Source organism: Alteromonas sp. V450 (assembly GCF_001885075.1).
Classification (GTDB): domain Bacteria; phylum Pseudomonadota; class Gammaproteobacteria; order Enterobacterales; family Alteromonadaceae; genus Alteromonas.
The window spans coordinates 1,132,430-1,151,270 of record NZ_MODU01000004.1 but is presented as its reverse complement, the minus strand read 5'-3'; the positions used below and the strand labels follow the sequence as shown (position 1 = coordinate 1,151,270).

Below are 18,841 nucleotides of genomic sequence, written 5' to 3'. Positions count from 1 at the left end.
TTCAGCTGCTGTGCAAGATATTTTAAATATCAAAACCATCGTGGTTTTCTTAAAATATGGTTCTTTAGAGATTGGTTAATTGACCTGTATAAATTAACAATGATTTTAGAATCAACGAGTACAAAGAGCCGTTTTAAGACAATAATCTGTACGGCCCTTTACAAACCATTTAACCCAAAAGCGGTTCGATATAAGGACGAACTGACTCTGCGGTCTTACAGCTATTTGGTATAGCGGTACTTCTGTAGCCATCGCCTAAAAAAGCACGGTCAACTTCAATCAATACGCCGGTTTCGTTGCCATTATCGACAAATGTAACTTCTAACTCTCGGGCTCCAAATAAACCACGGGATTGTGGCTTGAACTCATATTCTTGATAACAAGGTAGATGTGATATGAAGTCATGTGCTTGAACTCGGCCAAATTCAATATCGGATTTGAATAAGCTGTATCCACTGTCAGAAACGAATTGTAAAACTGCTAATTGAGTTTCAGATGGATCTATTATGAGACCATCCTTATCGCTAGCATCTAAACCTGACTTAATATCTAACCCTGTTTGTAACCATACCTTGCCGATTCGGTGACCAAATAGATTCGTTGCTGGGACTTCTGGGTGTAAATCTAAGGTGAACTGTTTAGTCACGGTTTCACCTGGCTGTATCGATAAACTAAATGTTTGTTTCCAGCTTTGTAGGATCACACTCTTGTTGTATTCAACTTCACTTTCGCCAAGGACGGCTTCAGTTTTAGCGTTTGCCATAATAGCAAATTCTAGTCCCTGAAGTTGTTGCTCGACGTCTCCACCTTGAATGACAACTTCAATGTCAAACGGCTGTCCGGCCTTTAATTTGTCCGTAACTAAAAGAGTATCGACTTTAGCCTTACCGATCCCTACGCTGGCCAAAATTTGCTTTAGCATGTGTCGTTCCTTTGATTATACAAAGGATTAAACATATTAACGCTGCGCACAAAACACAACTATCACTTTGTAAACAATCATTAACCAGAACTTGGATTATAAGATTTTTTTAGCCTATCGACGTCGTCAGAAAACACCAATGCTTGCTTACTTCGTTCAAAGCTTTGTTTCGCAAACGTTGCTGCGGAGTCTTTGAATTCACTATCTTTGTCGAAACAATTAGTAATGGCATTCAGCGATTTTTGAATATGTATAGCTACCTCTATATTCGCTGCACCGTCACGACTAATACTAGTGTAGGCGTCATCAAACAAGTCATATATAGAAATCTCGGGGACCGAAACGCGATCGTACTGATAATTCTCATTCTTATTTAATTGTTCATCTTCTTGTTTACATTCTGACGTTTTCCACAACAGTAATAGTCTCGTTACACTACTGATAATGCTGATGGCTGTACCATGATCGTTTATTGCTGATGAAAGAGCACGTGAGGCAATTTCGGCTAATACAACAAACCCAAAGCGTGGATCTGCTTCAAATGAGCGCTCCTCCGATATGGTATATGCCTTTTCAATACCTTCTAAATCATCTTTTTTATTTACGTAGGCAAGCACTTTATCGGGAGTGACAAATTCTCCTGGTAGCATGTTTACGTTAACAAATGCAGTATGTTCACTGGCCCATTGCTGAATTCGCGCTATATCAATGAGTTGTATATACCCTACTCGCTGACTAAATACCGGATAAGCCCCCTGCTCTTTAATTTTAGTTTGCGATATTGCCGTTGAAGGCACAGCGCCTAAGCAAGGCGAGCTAATGCGTTTTTCGATTGCTCGTTGCGTTGCTTTTTCTACTTTTAATACGGTAGAACCTACACGCCCTAATCGAGCCACGCTATCTACCCATCGAATAAACGTTAATATCACTACTGTAAAAGCCAAGCAGGTTAAACAAAATAAAATGAATAACCCAGCCTCATCGAAAAAGGCTTGTGTCATTGCAGTTAGTGCAACTGCACTGTAAATGAATGCGCCTATAAATACAGAAAGCGCGTTTTGTGATACATCGTCCGATATAATAAGGCTTAACGAGCGCGGCGTTGATGACTGACTTGCAGATGCATATGCGTTAACCATGGTGCCTGCTGAGAATGTGGCAATCACCATCATACTAGACGCCATAATTGATAGCAGCGTCTCTACAGAGTCAGGCTTTATCTGCGGTATATGCTTTGCGAGCGATGTTCCGTCGGCTACTTTGGCGAGAAAAACAACGAGAATAGATAGAAGGCAAAACCCGAGTGGTTTTATCCATAGTTTTTCTTTAATGCTGTAAATAAGAAAACGTAGTTTGTCAGCGGTTATTGGGGCTTCCACATCACACTCCTTGTTGGTCTATACTAATTTTACGTAGTAAATGCCGTAAATGTTTATTTTCCGAAGTGTGATGTTGATGCTTATTATCTTTGACTTAAGTCGTCACTAAGTATTCTAAGTATTATCAACGAAGAATTCTTCCTACTGGGTAAACAGTGCTTGTAATGAAGATGTGTATTTCGCCAAAAAACGGTATAAATAAATCCAGGTACTTAATTAATGCGAAAACTATCTGATCGTTACCGCTTTATGTTTGTTGCTAGCGCACCGCTTTGAACAATAGCGCACGTTTTCCCAGTTCTTTTCCCATTTTTTTCGCCAAGTAAACGGTCTTTCACAGACCGGACACATCTTTGTAGGTAAATCAGACTTCTTCATTTTTCGACAATTTAGTCAGAAATATAGTGGCGTCCTGCTTCATGGCTTCTATATTTTCTTCTTTCATTCGGCCGTAGGTTTTATAAATCATGGCCATACGGTGATTATTGCTAAGTTTTTCTCTATGTTTATCAATAAAATGCCAATATAAGTAGTTAAATGGACAAGCTTTTGGACCTGTTTTTTTAGAAACTTGGTAACCACAGTTTTTGCAATAATTACTCATCTTATTAATGTAGCTGCCGCTTGCGACATAGGGCTTGCTGGCAAGATTACCGCCGTCACTATATAAAATCATACCAGCAACGTTTGGCAGCTCTACCCATTCATAGGCATCAGCGTAAACAAGCAAATACCACGCTTGCACCTCATCTGGGCTAAGCTCCGTAAGCAAACTAAAGTTCCCAATTACCATTAGCCGCTGTATGTGGTGAGCATAAGCATTTTGCTGGGTCTCTTTTATGCATTGACGCATACAGTTCATGTTGGTCTGTGCATCCCAAAAAAAAGAAGGTAACGCCCGGCTATTGTTAAAGTAATTATCTGTCTTTAAGTTTGGCATGAAGTGCCAATAAAAACCTCTTACGTACTCGCGCCACCCTAGAATTTGACGAATGAACCCCTCGGCAGAATTGAGTGGAACTTGCCCAGCATGGTAAGCGTGTTCCGCTGCTTGAATTGCTTCTTTAGGAGTAAGTAGGCCACAATTCAAGTAGAACGCGATGTGAGAGTGATAAAGCCAAGGCTTGCCTTCTACCATTGCGTCTTGGTATTGGCCAAAATTCGGCAGCCTTTCTTCAATGAAAGTGTTCAAAACGCTAAGCGCGTGTTCTCGCGTTACAGCAAAATGGAAGTCATTCAAGTCACCAAAATGATCAGCGAATTCTCGTTTTACTAGCTCAATAACATCTGACGTAATGTCATCAGTGCTGAACGTCGTGTGCTTTGGTACCTTGTGGTTTTCTGGCATCGACTCTCGATTTTGAGCATCGTAATTCCACTTTCCACCAATAGGGTTTTTTCCGTCCATAAGTACGTTATGCTTGCGACGCATTTCACGGTAAAAGAACTCCATACGAAGCTGTTTTTTACCTTCTGCCCAGTCTGAAAATTCTTGCGGCGTAGATAGAAAGCGATTGTCATCGCATAACGTGACGGGAAGGCCGAGCACATTTTCCCATTGCTCCATACTTTTCAGCAAGCGGTACTCCCCCGGTATGGTTACCTTTACGGCATCATAATCGTTTTCACTAATTTCGTGTTTAACTTGGGCGAGTAAGTCTCCTTTATTATCGCTGTCTAAATATTCAACGTAGCGAACGTTAAAGCTTTTATTTTTTAGTGCTTTGGCAAAATGACGCATAGCACTAAATAAAAACGCTATCTTCTTTTTATGATGTTTTACGTAAGTCGCTTCCTCACGAACTTCGGCCATTAAAATGGTATCTTCGCTTTTCACAGCATCGGCAATAGCGGGCAACGTCTCGGTAAGCTGGTCGCCTAAAACTAAAATCAGTGTTGCCATACCCTACTCTTTTATCTGTTGAAAAGCATCCAGTGCACGCTGACGTGATGCTTTTAAATCCACAATTGGCTTTGGATAATCTTTTCCAAGCTCAATGTTAGCGTCTTTTAATATTGCGTTAGGTGCTTCCCATGGCTTATGAATATATTTGTCTGATAGTTTTTCCAGTTCCGGGCAATACTTACGAACATAACTGCCTTTCTTATCAAACTTTTCACCCTGTAGAAGTGGATTGAATATTCGAAAATATGGCGCTGCGTCAGCGCCTGAACCAGCAACCCATTGCCAGCTAGCGCTATTGCTTGCCAAATCAGCATCTAACAGCGTGTCCCAAAACCATCTCTCTCCTTCATGCCAGCTTATTAATAAGTTCTTAACTAAAAATGAGCCCACAATCATTCGAACTCTGTTGTGCATGTAGCCTGTTTGCCACAATTCACGCATGCCGGCGTCAACAATCGGAATACCCGTTTTTCCTGTTTGCCAAGCGTTTAAGTCTTTTGCACTTTGGCGCCACGGAAACTTGTCGAACTTGTCGTTGAAGTTTTTATTTGGAAGTGTTGGGAAATGGAACAGTAAATAATAGCTAAACTCTCGCCAACCGAGCTCACTCAAATAAGTATCAATACTTTTATCTTCGGTGTTGCCAAACTTCCCCTTTATGGCAAACCACACTTGATTAGGGGAAACCTCGCCAAAGTGTAAATGTGGTGACAAGCGGGAGGTACCTTTGATAGATGGGATGTCACGATCGTCTTTGTAAGAGCGGGCGGCGTTATCAATGAACTGCTCAAGATTATCGGCTGCCCCCTCTTCGCCTGGTTTCCACTGTTGCGCAATAGTAGAGTCCCAAGCAATTGTAGGTAGCAGTTTTAACGCGTCAAGCCCTTTCCCCTTGTTCTCAACATCTGCATAAGTGATGCGCGCAGGTGGTGATTTAGGATAACGCGGTTCCTCAATTTGCAAACAGCCTTTGCGATAGTAAGGGGTAAATACTCTGTACGGTGTGCCGTCTTTTTTCAGCACCTTCATTGGTTCCCATAATAAACTTCCATTGAAGCTCTTCACTTCGTAGCCTTCGTTTACCAATGATTTTTTCAATGCTTTATCACGATTAACTTGCCATGGCTCGTAACAACGATTCCAAAATACTGCTTTGGCGTCAAAGTCTTCCATTAACTGAAAAATAATTTGCTGAGGATCACCTACAAAAATTTGTAAATGCCCATTAAGTCTTTCGTTCAATGCTGAAAGTGAATGATGTAGCCACCATTTGCTGGCTCCACCTTTTTTTCTTCCATCGGGAGTCGTCTCATCAAGAATGTAAATGGGGATGATTTTACCCATGTCGCAAGCTGCATTAAGTGCTGGGTTATCTTTAACCCTTAAGTCTTGCCTAAACCACATGATACTAACAGGGACAGTCACTTTTTTTCCTCTAACTATGCGCCAAAAAGGTACATTTTTCGTAATACCTGTACTACGTAGGAGCCTACATTCGGGATCCGTTAAAAAAATAAAAAAGTGCTTTGTTTAGTATGAAAAATCAATCTATTAGTAAAAAAGAGAACGACGCGGTCTCGCGTGGATTATTTTGGTTCCGCCACGACCTAAGACTGCACGACCAACCAGCAATTGAAGCGCTCTGCAGCCAAGTTGATGAAGTCTCATTTATTTATATATTTGATGAAGGCCACTATTTACCGAACAAGTTTAACTTGCAGCCAATGGCCACGCATAGACGCACGTTTTTGACAGAGAGCCTTTCCGATTTAGCTGACAATATGCAAAAACTAGGTCACTGTTTACATGTGCTTAAGGGCGATACAGCAGAGATTTTGACCCGCATTTTGCAAAGTGGGGACTTTACGCATTTGGGCATTAGTCGACACTGTGGTTATTATGAAACTGGCCAAATTAATTCGTTAAAACGTTTTTTCCCGGCACTCAATATCATTGAAAAGTCTAGTTTTACATTATTTGATGAAAAAGATTTACCTTTTGAACTGAAAGACATGCCGGATGTTTTTAGTCCTTTTCGTCGCAAAGTAGAAAAACACTGCGAGCCTATTCCCCCCATTGGCAACATCGTTTTAAATGCGAAACCGTTTGAACTAACGGTTAAAGATTCTTGTTGTTTATCTCTGCCAGCGTTGTCTAAAGCTCAGTTGCCCGATAGATTTGTTGGAGGAGAAACGGCGGCACTTAAGCACCTAAATACCTATCTTTTTGAGTGGCAAGCCGCGCGCACATACAAAGAAACTCGAAACGCACTTGATACATGGGAAGACAGCACGAAGTTATCGCCATGGTTAGCCAATGGTTGTTTGTCGGTGCGTGAAGTGATGCAGAAAGTAAAGCAATTTGAAGATACCGTTGAGAAAAATGAATCTACTTATTGGATTTATTTTGAGTTGCTGTGGCGGGAGTTTTTCCATTGGTTGCAGTGTAAGTACGGTAGCAAGTGGTTTAAATTTACCGGTATTCAAGGTAAACGGCCAAATACAACTTTTGACCAGCAAACCTTCGACAATTGGTGTGAAGGAAAAACAGGCTACCCTATTGTAGATGCCTGTATGCGCCAGCTGGCTGAGACCGGTTATATGTCAAACAGAGGAAGACAACTTGTAGCCAGCTGTTTTGTGCATGAACTCAGGCAAGACTGGCGGTATGGAGCTGCTTGGTTTGAAAGTCAATTGCTTGATTTTGATGTGGGGAGTAATTGGGGAAACTGGTTATATTTGGCTGGTGTTGGCAGTGATCCAAGAGGGCATCGTCAATTTAACTTGCAAAAACAGACGCAAATTTACGACCCCAACGGGCATTTTATGCGCAAATGGCTTTAGTGCTGATGACAACGATTAACGTAAGAAAAGTTGATTTCGGCAGTTGATGAAAAACACAGACCCTATCACCATTGTGTGGCTTAAACGCGATCTGCGCCTTCGCGATCATCAGCCTCTTTTCGACGCGTGGTGCAGCAATGAAAATATTGTCCTTTTATTTTGTTGGGAACCTTCTCTAATTAGCGATCCACACATGGACCAAAGGCATTGGCAGTTTGTGCGCGAAAGTATCGACGACATCAACACACAGCTGCCCGGTAACCATAGAGTGTTAGAACTTGAAATGGAAATGATAGATGCCTTTTCTTTATTGCTGTCATCACTTCCTGTTACACGGGTTAGGAGTTACCAAGAAGTGGGTTTGTCGGTTACGTATAACCGGGATGTTGCTGTTAAAACGTTTCTTGAAAACAAAAATGTAGAATGGATTGAAGCAAAGCTTGGTGCTGTTCTTCGCGGCTTGCCAAATAGACGTAATTGGCAAAGAAACTGGGAACAACATTTTGCGTGCCCTACTTTTGATTTAGATATCAGCAATGCTAAATGGTCAGATTGGTCAAGCTGTAACGCACTTCACTGCAAATCTATAACCTACGATGTTTCAACGCCACACCCCAAACGTCAACCTGGTGGTGAACAACGCGCATGGCAGGTACTCAAAAGTTTTTTTGATGAAAGAGGTATGCATTATCATAAACATATCTCGATGCCATATAATGCAAGGAAGGCGTGTAGTCGCTTGAGCCCCTATTTAGCGTGGGGCAATGTCTCTATTAAGCAGGTTTATCATTTTTTGCAGCGTCAAAAACAAGTAAAAAAACTGCTGAAGGGCAACGACAAAGTACAATGGCAGAGAGCACTAAGTGCATTAACATCCCGACTGCATTGGCATTGTCACTTTATTCAAAAATTTGAGAGTGAGCATACAATTGAATTCCGACCTATGAACAACGCCTATGCTTCTTTTCCATATATAGATGGACCGGAAGCTGAACGTCGTTTTCATCGATGGAAAACAGGTACCACAGGGTACCCTCTTGTAGATGCCTGTATGCGCGCGCTTGCCACTACCGGCTATATTAACTTTAGAATGCGAGCGATGGTAACGAGCTTTTTGTGCCATCATCTTAACGTTCACTGGTTAAAAGCAGCACATTATTTGGCAACGCAGTTTTTAGATTTTGAGCCAGGGATCCATTATCCTCAGATACAAATGCAGGCAAGCGTGACAGGTATTCACACCGTTAGGCTTTATAATCCATTAACACAGTCTAAAAAGCTCGATCCAGAAGGAACGTTTATTAAGCAGTGGGTACCCGAGCTGGTTAAACTGCCACATGATGCGGTTCATGCTCCACATTTGTTACCGCCCTTAGAAGCACTTATGCTCGACTTTGATCTTCACAGAGATTACATGCCACCTGTTGTCGATATTCAGGCAAACAATCAAAGTACAGCAAAACGATTATGGTCGTTTCGAGAACGTGATGACGTAATCAAAGAAGCCAAGCGAATTGTTCGACGACACACCATGGCAGATAGTCCGAGCAGACAATGGTTAAAGTCGAAACAAAAATCGTAAACTGATAACATGTTGCTGCAATATTGAACGCTGATAAGGTGACTGCATGTTACAAAATAATCCCTTTTTTATTGATGTCGACCACCAAGAAAAGCGTGCAAAAATGCTTTTATCTGCGTTAAAACACAAGGATGCGAAGGCAGCCTCTTTTGTTGAAAGGTTTAATGCCAGCGTTGTCACTTCCAAAAACGAAATATCGCTTGCAGACGTTCAACATGCAATAGCAACCGAGCATGGTTTACCTAATTGGAACAGATTAATTGTACATGGGAATGAGCTTGCTCGGCATCAAACTGCGATAACGGCTAATCCGCCAGCACTCGATGAAGACATGGTTACTCTACATGTTAGATGTGGTCACGATATTAAAGAGCGTTTGCGAGAGGGGGGATTCGTTGGCGAGTTTTTGGCGCTAATAGATCCGTTGTGTATTGGTCCACTACCCTCGTGTGACGAGCAGTTCGCAGTCATTCGTGCGCAATACATTGTAAATGCACTTTTACCGATAATGAACGATGTGAGAACATGTTCAGACATTGTTCACGAAGAAAAATGCAGAATTAATACGCTGCGCAAAAGCAATGTCGAGCGGATCGTATTTTGGGTAGAGCACGACGGCTATGATCAGTTAATGTTATTGCATGGGCTGAGTTTGCTACTTAACAGAACTGACGTCTCAATTGAAATTATAGAACTTAATAACTTTCCGGGAACGGAGCGATTTATAGGTATGGGGCAACTACCCGCTTGCGCTATACGTGCCTGTTGGCAGCGCAGGAAGTTAGTTAATAACGAACTAATTTCTCAAGCCGCGTCTGTATGGAGCGCGTTTAGAGCAGACACGCCGTTACCTTTGCTAAGCTTACTAAAGAATAAAAAAATAGGAATGCTTCCCAACATATCTGAAGTCATTATACGGCACCTTCAAGAATTACCGCATACCGATACTGGTTTAAGCCAAACACAGAATATCGCTCTGAATTTGTTGAGGACTTCGAGCTCGCCATTAGCATGTAGGGAATGGTTTTACGCCTATCAGAAACATGAGCCGTTACCTTTTCTGGGTGACACCATGTTTTTCGCTTTAATGAAACCTTTAAGCGAACTTGAATCACCTTTAATCGCCCTAACAGGCACTTCAGGTGATTTCGGTAATTACTCAGTGAAGATTACTCAAGCCGGTGTAGACTGCTTGTTAGGAAAGGCCCCAGTAGCAATTCATTATCATGTTGGAGGGATATCTGTTGGCGACAGAGCACGCTGGTGTTGGGACCATCGTGAAATCAGCGAACTTTATCGACAGTGTGTTACCCCTTAATTGCTGTTTTTAGCGGTTGTTCTTCCTCAACCATTCGTTTAACAGCTTAATTTGTCCACATTTGTAAGCCGCGTACATCAGGCGCATAGCATTAGACATGGCCTCACTGTCTGTCCAATCGGTTTTTTCTCTTATTTCATCGTAACATGCCTTTGCTTCAGGCGTTACGTAGCCGCGAACCAACTTTTTCCCCGCGTCTTTCTGACGCTGACGAAAGCGACGCTGCTTGTCAGCGTTTGCTTTTGCTTTGTCTTCTATAGTTTTTTTGGTTTTTTTTGTCGTAGTGTCTTCTGTCATTGTTTTCACACAAAGATGCGCTAGAGTTATCGTTCAATTAATGTGAATATAAATTCATCTAATCGCTATCTTAGCACGCACTTTAGTGAAGAAAAATCACTGTTCAGAGTTGTTTGGCTTACAAGTGTTCGCTAAATTAGTGCGCGAAGCTTTATAACAACAACGAGTTGGGAATGTCTGAAAGAAAAAATAGTTTTACAAAAGAAGATTTACTAGCCTGTAGCCGTGGTGAAATGTTTGGCCCGGGTAACAGTCAACTACCCGCCCCTAATATGCTAATGATGGACCGTATCATTTCTATCAGCGAGGATGGCGGTGAGCACGGTAAAGGGGAAATCATTGCTGAACTTGATATTACGCCAGACCTGTGGTTTTTCGACTGCCACTTCCCGGGTGATCCTGTCATGCCTGGGTGTCTTGGGCTAGATGCTATGTGGCAACTTGTTGGTTTCTTTTTGGGTTGGAGTGACGGCCCAGGTAAAGGGCGTGCATTAGGAGTAGGAGAAGTGAAGTTCACTGGACAAATACTCCCAACGGCCAAAAAAGTAACCTATAAAATAACGATGAAGCGTGTTATCAAACGAAAACTCTTTATGGGAATGGCAGACGGTTCGGTTGAAGTTGATGGCCGTGAAATTTATGTGGCTAAAGATTTAAAGGTTGGCTTGTTTCAAGACACGTCAAACTTCTAACTATAAATATGAAAAAAGCCCCTTTACGGGGCTTTTCCTTTTGCTTAATCAGTTCATAAAAGAGAAGGTTTATTTAACACCTAAACCAAGGTGCCTATCTTCTACTGCCTCACGCCATCCACCTAACCATTGCGAACGTGCATCGTTTTGTTGAAATGGACAATTTTCTTTTGAACGACCGCTAATACCAGCTTGATAGCCTTTAGCATGTGCGCGCGTCAGTTTATCTCTTTTTTGTCTTTTCATTGATTAGCCTCTTTTGTTTGTTGGACGTACAACAATTTTTCGCGAGCGCTCTACAAACATTGGTGATAGTGCCGGAAATAATTTGGTGTACTCTTATTTGATAGTGCAATTGACTAATTGGTTCAAGGGAAATAAAAAATTAAAAGCCTTGACAAACAATAAATAGATGAACTTTCGATGAAATTTTTATTACAATTTTTATGCATAAAAATCCGTGAATAATGCGTTTTAAAGAATAAAACGGGGAGAAATGCCAAGAGGCCGTTAAACAGTTGCACCACCAAACACAAAACGCATATTTCGCTTACCTATGAGGACCGCTATAAGGCATTCATTGGCAGAACGAATCGTTTAAGGGCTGTGCAAAGTGTTCGGATTTTATTGTGTGATTGAAATGCGGCTTGAAATCGCAAACACATAACGGAGAGTGAAAGCGGCTTAACGCGTGTCATTAAACCGCTATAGTTTTATTATTTGCTTACGTTGCGTCGGCGTCGGAATAAGGCCAACCCTGCTAGCAGTGCACCACTGAACCAAGACATTGCCGCCCCGCTTCGTTCAAATGGGCGCTCATCTTCTGGAATTTCACACTGTTCAACTTCACCGTTGGCTATCGGATCAAGTTTAACTGCTACTACTGTGTCAATTTCAACGGTTTCACCGTTGCTGTTAATGAAATCTACCCCAGTAACGTATTTGCTGGTTGATTTGATACGAGCATTGGCAATAATTTCATTGTTATCGTTGATATCTACAGCTTCTACCAGTGTATACTCACTGTCACAAGCAACCAGGTCATTTAGATCAACAAACGCTTCGCTCTCTATGTTGTACATAAAGGCACTGGTTTGTCTTGATGTTTCGCTGGTCACTTCAGACTCTGCTTTACCCACAACAATGTTATTGTTGTTTATAGCGTTAACCGATACCCCTGCGCTTTTAAAGAAACCTTCAGGAAACTTTAGTTCCTGTGTGTCTAAATTCATAACAAACATACGCTCACGCGCAACACCGCTTGTTGAGCGAAGCACTGAACCTGTTATCCAGTTGTTATCGTTAATAGCAATTGCTTGGCTAGAAAGATTGTCATCGCGGTTGAGTAACTCTGTGGTTTCACCGTCTCTAAAGACAGTAGCAACACGCTCACTTTCATTGACGCCCGAGCCGACCGCTGGACGCACTATTCTGCGTAGGTCGCCGGTCAAGGATTCGCCAACCGCGATCCCTTGGTCGTTAATATCGTATGCAGCAGAAAAATAATATGCTGTGTCATCTTCTTGTATGTCAACTAAAGGAGCATAGGTCTGGGTATCAATGACATTGCCGTTCACATCCAGCTGCCAAATAGTTGCATTAACCTGGGATAGTAAAACGAAATTTGGTACTGATGACTGACTAAAGAAGCTTGAAGAGTTTACCAACGACGTGTTGATAAAGCTCTGTGATATTCGGGGTAGTGTGAATGTACCGTTGTACACAGAAAACAGGCATCGTCCTTCAGAGGTAGCGCCGCGAGTTTCTTCGTCTGCACATGTATCTAACGCATTTGTTACGTCATCTTGGAAACTGACGGTACTGAACCCAGCTACTTGTAGGTTATTGTTTACAGCACGGGCTGAACCTAGGCCTCCGGCAGTAGAGTCAACCGGAGGAAGCAATTTAGTCTCTCCTGATGCTTGCACAAACGCCTGCTCTGCAGAGGTAGGGTAAGTGTAGTTAAACACCTCACCGTCTTCACGCTCATAAACATCTGTGATGACAAGCGCAGAAGAATCACCGACAATATAATCACCATTAATGCTATCGCGGCCAAGGGCCTGTACTGACTGCGTATAATCGTCAAACTGGTCAGTAATTTGGTCTAAACCGGGTACCAACTCAGCATTGACAGTATCCGTTATATACGTTCGATAAATACCCAATTTTTGCCCGGTAATGCCGTTTCTATTGTCGCGTATAAAACCTATGATTGTGGTGTAATCTACATCAGAAAAAACACCCTGACGCACATCATCTTCACTTTCTAAACTACTGCCGAATGAACTGAAAAATATGGTGTCATTTTCAAGTTTTTCTAAATCAACCGGTTGGTTATATTCAGACTGCACAGATGCGAGCATCTTTCCTGAGTTGTCGATGGAGCGCGCAAAACTGATTTGAGCTTTATCTTGCAATGGTACAGGTGTGATTGAATAAGTTGCGGCAATCGCCGAAACGCTTCCTGTTGCCAACAGTACGGCGGCGGCAAGCTGTGTTGGTTTCATCTAAAATCCTATTTACTGCTGATTATCTTCCAGCATACTTTCTAATTCATCCCAGCGCGCATATCTCTGGGAAAGTAATTCTTCTTTGTCCGCCAACATCGCTAATGCTTTGGCGGTTACATCGCTGTCTTGTTTAAAAAAGTCAGGGTCGTTAACTTGTTCCTGCATAACTTCCAACTCTGTTTCCAAAGTCTCAATTTCTGCCGGTAAAGACTCTAATTCACGCTGATCTTTATATGATAACTTTTTTGTCTTGCGGGTTGAAGACTTAGCACTAGGACTGTCTGAAGCTGAATTAGTTTCATTCTTTACCTTGGCTTTTTCTTCCTTTTCGATTTGCTGACGTTTTTCCTGTTGCTCTTTATACCAGTTTTCTACGTCAGTGAAACCCCCAATAAACTCGCGAAGCAAACCATTACCTTCAAAAACAACGCTGCTATTAGCGACATTATCAACAAATTCCCTATCGTGGCTCACTAACAGTACGGTGCCGGTATACTCAGTAAGCAAGGTTTCGAGCATTTCTAAGGTTTCAACGTCTAAATCATTAGTTGGTTCATCTAGTACCAGAACATTACTTGGCTTGAGCATAAGCTTCGCAAGCATTAGTCGATTCTTTTCACCACCAGATAGTGACTTAACTGGCGCGTTGACGCGTTCAGGCGTAAACAAGTAGTCTTGCAAGTAACTTATTACGTGTCGCGGGTGGCCGTTTACCATTAGATCGCGCTTACCGTCACCGACTGCGTCAATTACCGACTTTTCTAAATCCAAACCGTGGCGATGTTGATCGAAGTAAGCAACTTCAAGGTTTGTGCCTTGTTTGCTGTTGCCGCTGTCGGGCTGCAATTCGCCCAACAAGAGTTTTATCAGCGTACTTTTACCGCTTCCGTTAGGGCCAATTAGCGCAAGCTTGTCTCCACGCAAAACATTTAAATTTAGGCCTTTTACAATAGTCTTACCTTCAATGCTGTAGCTGAGATTTTTTACCTCGAACACCATTTTGCCAGAGCGCACGCCCTGATGTTGACTCACCACCGCATTGCCTTGAACGGCCCTGCGCGCTTTTCGCTCTTCCCGTAGTTTTTTCAGCGCTCTTACTCGACCCTCGTTTCGGGTACGACGAGCTTTAATGCCCTGGCGGATCCACACTTCTTCTTGGGCCAGCTTCTTGTCAAATTCAGCGTTCTGCGAGGCCTCAACCTCTAAATCGTGCTGCTTCTTTTCTAAATAAGTTTCGTAGTTACCCGGATAGCTCGTAACCGAGCCGCGGTCTAGATCAATGATACGTGTGGCCATGGCACGTATAAATGCACGGTCGTGGCTCACAAACACAATTGCGCCTTGGTAATTACTCAAGCTGGATTCAAGCCAGCGGATCATCTCAATATCAAGGTGGTTAGTAGGTTCGTCTAATAATAATAAGTCAGGCTGACGTACCAAAGCACGAGCAAGCGCTGCTTTTCTTCGCCATCCCCCAGAAAGAGTAGATAACGATATCTCAGGGTCTAGCTTTAGCATGGTGAGCGTTTGTTCTATTTGCTGTTCAAACTGCCATGCGTCTCTTGCTTCTAACTGTTCTTGTAGTCGCTGTAATTTATTTAAATTCGCTTCGCTTGGATCTTCACCCACTATACGGGTTTGGTGAAAATAAGCTTTAAGGGTTTCACCTACGTCTGACAAGCCTTCCGCAACATAGTCAAAAAGCGTTACGTCTGTCGTTTGCGGTGGGTCCTGCTCTAAGCGCGCAATAACCGTATTATTTTCGATAATACGCTGGCCGTCGTCGGCGATAATATCACCGGCAATCACCTTCATAAGGGTGGATTTACCGCTTCCGTTACGCCCAACCAAACATACGCGCTCTTTAGGCTGAACAACGAGTTCGACACCGTCTAAAAGCGGCGGATTTCCATAGATAACAGTGATGTTTTTTAACTGCAAAATGCTCACTGAAGAAACTCCTCTAAATCGGCGGTATTAAAAGGCCAGCCAATTTCTTTTTCATTATCTGCCCGTTTTAAAACTGGGATCCTTGCACCGTACAAATGGTAAAGCTCGGTGCTTGTGCGAATGTTAACTTTTTCTACATCAAGCGATGAAAACATTGACGTTTGCTGAAGTTCCAAGTCTGCCAGGTCGCAAAGGCTACATTGCGGCCCGGTGTAGAAATAAATTTTCATGAACTTAATACCCAGCACTGATGAATGTTGCCTTTGCGGGCAAAATCTTCAGGAATAGTGTCTTTGGTAATATTCTCTACAGACAAGCCAAGATTGTTAACGGCGGTTTCATCTAACTTAAAGCCACGCTTGTTGTTAGAAAAGATAATAGTCCCCTGCTCTTTTAAACACGCTTTAGCGTCGTTAAGCATTTTTACGTGGTCGCGCTGCACATCCCAGGTGCTTTGCATACGCTTTGAGTTAGAAAACGACGGTGGATCGATAAAAATCAAATCGTATTTCCCTTTATGTGTTCCTAACCACGTAGTGCAATCCGCTTGAATAAAAGCGTGAGGCCCAGTAAGTTTATTCAGTGCTACGTTTTTCTTTGCCCATTCTAAGTAGGTGTTTGACATATCCACGGTAGTAACCGATTTCGCACCACCCATGGCCGCGAAAACCGACACACTCCCAGTGTATGAAAACAGGTTTAGCACATCCTTGCCTTGAGACAACGCCTGAACCTTTTGACGGGTATTACGGTGATCTAAGAAAAGCCCCGTGTCTAAGTAGTCAGTCAGGTTAACCAGGAAACGCGCGCCGTTTTCAAACACTTCCATCATGTCGCCGGACTGGTTAATTTTCTCGTACTGCTTGGTGCCTTTTTGCTGGCTACGCACTTTAAGCGCAATGTGCTTTGGTGATACGCCAGTTACCGCCGGCAAATGAAGTAGCACTTCTTGCAGACGCTTTCGGGCTTTATCTTCAGACACCGTTTTTGGTGGCGCGTACTCTTGAACGACTAGCCAATCGCCATACCTGTCTACGGCCACGTTATAATCCGGTAAGTCAGCGTCGTAAATGCGGTAACAGTTAGTGTTAGCGTTCTTAATCCAGCCTTTCATGCGTTTGAGGTTTTTCTTCAAACGATTCGCAAACTCGTGGTTGCTGGCGTCTTCACTAAACTGCACCGTGTTTTGTTCATCAAGTACGTAATTGGCTAAGCGACACTCTAGCTTACCGTTATTCATGGCATAGTCTTTAGTGGCACGTAGCTTGAGCACGCGCAGCAAATCACGATTACTGCTAAGAAGCGACACATGCCACCCTTTCCACGCTTCTTTAAAGCGCTTACCCCAGTCACTAAATAACGGTATCAGCGAGGTTAGTTCGCCTAAACGTTCACCGTAAGGTGGGTTAGACACAACGTAACCTGGCGTACTTACTGGCGGTGACGATTTCGTCGCGTCTTGTTGTGAAAAGGAAATATCGTTAAATACACCAGCGAAATCGGCGTTGGCTTTCGCAATGGCGACCATTTTACGGCTGAAGTCACCTGCGTAAATGCCGCCGCAGTTTGGCTTTTGAACAGAAATCGCATGTTCGACCAACTCATCCCACACTTTCGCTTCATGGCCAAGCCATTTGATAAAGCCCCAGTAAGTTCGCTTTATACCTGGCGCAATGTTTCGGGCAATGTAAGCCGCTTCTATGGCGATAGTGCCTGAACCGCACATAAGGTCCACCAATGGTGCGTCGGTATTTTCCGTCCAACCACTACGCATTAGCATAGCGCTTGCAATATGCTCTTTAAGCGGCGCGTCACCCGTTTCTTGTCGATAAGCACGTTGGTGTAGGCTCGCTCCCGCTAAATCTATACCTAAAATAACGTTATCGCGATGCAGCCTTGCATATACCGAAATATCAGGGTTTTTACGCTCTACTGAGGGGCGTGGTAAGCCTTGTTCAACGAAAGAGTCGACGATGGCGTCTTTAACACATACCGCACCAAACTGGGTGTTTTTTATGGCAAAGTTTGTGCCGATAAACTGCACGGACAAGGTATGACGTGAATCCATCTGCATTTGCCAGTCAATACCCATAGCTGTGTTATACAGCGCATCGGCGTCGCCTGCTTTACCTGATGCAAGCACCCAAATTACGCGGTTGGCTAAGCGCGACCATAGACAAAGTTTGTATGCATCTTCCTTTGAGCCTTCAAACTGAATAGTGCCAGGGCCCTGTTTAATTTGTGCATCAGGGCACAGGCTTAGCACTTCTTGTTTTAATAGTTCGTCAAGACCGCGACTGGTCGTAACCAGAATAGTATTCATTCATGTACCTGTTTTTGATGTACGTGCTTAATGTAAAGCACGTACACGAGAGATTGGTTTCGGATGTATTAAAACGCGTTTACGATGCGTTTAACGAGAGATGGGCCTTGATAAATAAAAGCCGAATAGACCTGCACCAAAGACGCGCCAGCGTCTAAACGGGCTTGTGCCGCTTCTGGTGAATCAATGCCGCCAACGCCGATAATTGGTATAGCGCGATCAAGTGCTTTATTGAGCTTGCGCGTTACTTCCAAGCTCATATCGGTCATTACAGATCCACTTAAACCGCCCATTTCATCGGCGTGCTGAAGCCCTGCCACGGCGTCCCGTGAAAGCGTTGTGTTAGTGGCTATCACACCATCCATTTTGCTGTTTATTAACGATGCCGCAATGCTTTCAACTTCAACATCGCTTAAATCTGGCGCTATTTTAATAAAAAGCGGCACGTATTTTCCGTGGGTTTGCGTTAGCGTTTCTTGTGCAGCTTTTAAGCCTACTAGCAGCTTATCTAGCGCTTCACCGTACTGCAGGTTTCGAAGCCCCGGAGTGTTTGGTGATGAAATGTTTATGGTGACATAACTTGCATAAGGATAAACCTTATTTAAGCAAATCAGATAATCGTCGAGTGCATTTGCTTCTTCAGTATCTTTGTTTTTACCAATGTTTATGCCAATGGGCCCTTTAAACTGTGCTTTTTTTACTTGCTCGACGAGATGATCAACACCTTTATTATTAAATCCCATGCGATTAATAATGGCGTGTTTTTCAGGAATTCTAAATAAACGAGGTTTAGGATTACCCGGTTGCGGACGAGGGGTTACCGTACCAATCTCTACAAAGCCAAACCCCATGCTTGAAAATGCATCAATACAATCTCCGTTCTTATCGAGCCCCGCGGCTAACCCCACAGGATTGTCAAAGGTCATCCCAGCGACAGTAACAGGCTTTTTAAGTGTAGGTGTGCTGTACATCCATTTCAGCGGTGTATGTTGGGTCTTGTTTAACCAATTTATGGTGAAATCGTGACTTTTTTCAGGTTCACACTGAAGTAGGAATTTTTGCACTAGAGATTGCATGGTTGTTTTAGACGCTCGCTTATTAAGGGCTATTTGCTCG

16 protein-coding genes are annotated in these 18,841 nt (G+C 43.0%); 4 read left to right on the top strand and 12 right to left on the bottom strand.

The genetic code is table 11. The features are described from left to right. Positions 1-169 precede the first annotated feature (169 nt). From BK026_RS04970 to BK026_RS04950, 5 genes are all read right to left on the bottom strand, one after another. Positions 170-922 (bottom strand): sporulation protein, encoded by a 753-nt coding sequence (locus BK026_RS04970; protein WP_071814831.1) that lies wholly within the window; start codon positions 920-922, stop codon positions 170-172. 80 nt (positions 923-1,002) lie between these two features. Next, positions 1,003-2,301 (bottom strand): DUF2254 domain-containing protein, encoded by a 1,299-nt coding sequence (locus BK026_RS04965; RefSeq protein WP_071814830.1) that lies wholly within the window; start codon positions 2,299-2,301, stop codon positions 1,003-1,005. A gap of 228 nt (positions 2,302-2,529) precedes the next feature. Beyond that, complete coding sequence (locus BK026_RS04960; RefSeq protein ID WP_071814829.1) at positions 2,530-2,679, bottom strand: DUF2256 domain-containing protein; 150 nt, start codon at positions 2,677-2,679, stop codon at positions 2,530-2,532. Beyond that, positions 2,666-4,204: a cryptochrome/photolyase family protein gene (locus BK026_RS04955; protein WP_071814828.1), complete on the bottom strand. Its 1,539-nt coding sequence runs from the start codon at positions 4,202-4,204 to the stop codon at positions 2,666-2,668. The genes BK026_RS04960 and BK026_RS04955 overlap by 14 nt, the downstream gene beginning before the upstream one ends. Before the next feature lie 3 nt (positions 4,205-4,207). Further along, positions 4,208-5,632, bottom strand: a complete 1,425-nt coding sequence (locus BK026_RS04950) for a deoxyribodipyrimidine photo-lyase (RefSeq protein WP_071814827.1) — start codon at positions 5,630-5,632, stop codon at positions 4,208-4,210. 110 nt (positions 5,633-5,742) lie between these two features. Between BK026_RS04950 and BK026_RS04945 the strand changes: the two genes are divergently transcribed. From BK026_RS04945 to BK026_RS04935, 3 genes are read left to right on the top strand one after another with little or no spacing between them, the layout of a single operon-like run. Further along, on the top strand, positions 5,743-7,050 hold the full coding sequence (locus tag BK026_RS04945; protein ID WP_071814826.1) for a DASH family cryptochrome: 1,308 nt from the start codon (positions 5,743-5,745) through the stop codon (positions 7,048-7,050). Between the two features lie 46 nt (positions 7,051-7,096). Next, positions 7,097-8,632, top strand: a complete 1,536-nt coding sequence (locus BK026_RS04940; RefSeq protein WP_071814825.1) for a cryptochrome/deoxyribodipyrimidine photo-lyase family protein — start codon at positions 7,097-7,099, stop codon at positions 8,630-8,632. A 46-nt stretch (positions 8,633-8,678) separates the two neighbouring features. Then, complete coding sequence (locus tag BK026_RS04935; protein ID WP_071814824.1) at positions 8,679-9,950, top strand: DUF1835 domain-containing protein; 1,272 nt, start codon at positions 8,679-8,681, stop codon at positions 9,948-9,950. Between the two features lie 9 nt (positions 9,951-9,959). Here the strand turns inward: BK026_RS04935 and BK026_RS04930 are convergent, their stop codons facing one another. Then, positions 9,960-10,247: a hypothetical protein gene (locus BK026_RS04930; protein WP_071814823.1), complete on the bottom strand. Its 288-nt coding sequence runs from the start codon at positions 10,245-10,247 to the stop codon at positions 9,960-9,962. Positions 10,248-10,420: 173 nt separating this feature from the next. On the opposite strand from BK026_RS04930, the gene fabA reads away from it, so the two are divergent. Further along, positions 10,421-10,939, top strand: a complete 519-nt coding sequence (gene fabA, locus BK026_RS04925) for a bifunctional 3-hydroxydecanoyl-ACP dehydratase/trans-2-decenoyl-ACP isomerase (RefSeq protein ID WP_071814822.1) — start codon at positions 10,421-10,423, stop codon at positions 10,937-10,939. Between the two features lie 69 nt (positions 10,940-11,008). On the opposite strand, the gene rmf is transcribed toward fabA, so the two are convergent. The 6 genes from rmf to pyrD form a co-directional block, all read right to left on the bottom strand. Then, positions 11,009-11,185 (bottom strand): ribosome modulation factor, encoded by a 177-nt coding sequence (gene rmf, locus BK026_RS04920; RefSeq protein WP_071814821.1) that lies wholly within the window; start codon positions 11,183-11,185, stop codon positions 11,009-11,011. 470 nt (positions 11,186-11,655) lie between these two features. Continuing rightward, positions 11,656-13,449, bottom strand: a complete 1,794-nt coding sequence (locus BK026_RS04915; RefSeq protein ID WP_071814820.1) for a DUF3466 family protein — start codon at positions 13,447-13,449, stop codon at positions 11,656-11,658. Between the two features lie 12 nt (positions 13,450-13,461). Beyond that, entirely contained in the window at positions 13,462-15,402 is a 1,941-nt protein-coding gene (locus BK026_RS04910) for an ABC transporter ATP-binding protein (RefSeq protein WP_071814819.1), read from the bottom strand. Further along, positions 15,399-15,632, bottom strand: a complete 234-nt coding sequence (locus BK026_RS04905) for a glutaredoxin family protein (RefSeq protein ID WP_071814818.1) — start codon at positions 15,630-15,632, stop codon at positions 15,399-15,401. Before BK026_RS04905 ends, BK026_RS04910 begins: the two co-directional genes overlap by 4 nt. Continuing rightward, positions 15,629-17,725, bottom strand: a complete 2,097-nt coding sequence (gene rlmKL / locus BK026_RS04900; protein WP_071814817.1) for a bifunctional 23S rRNA (guanine(2069)-N(7))-methyltransferase RlmK/23S rRNA (guanine(2445)-N(2))-methyltransferase RlmL — start codon at positions 17,723-17,725, stop codon at positions 15,629-15,631. The genes BK026_RS04905 and rlmKL overlap by 4 nt, the downstream gene beginning before the upstream one ends. A 68-nt stretch (positions 17,726-17,793) precedes the next feature. After that, a complete protein-coding gene (pyrD, locus tag BK026_RS04895) occupies positions 17,794-18,801 on the bottom strand; it encodes a quinone-dependent dihydroorotate dehydrogenase (RefSeq protein ID WP_071814816.1) in 1,008 nt (335 codons plus the stop codon). Between the last annotated feature and the right edge of the window lie 40 nt (positions 18,802-18,841).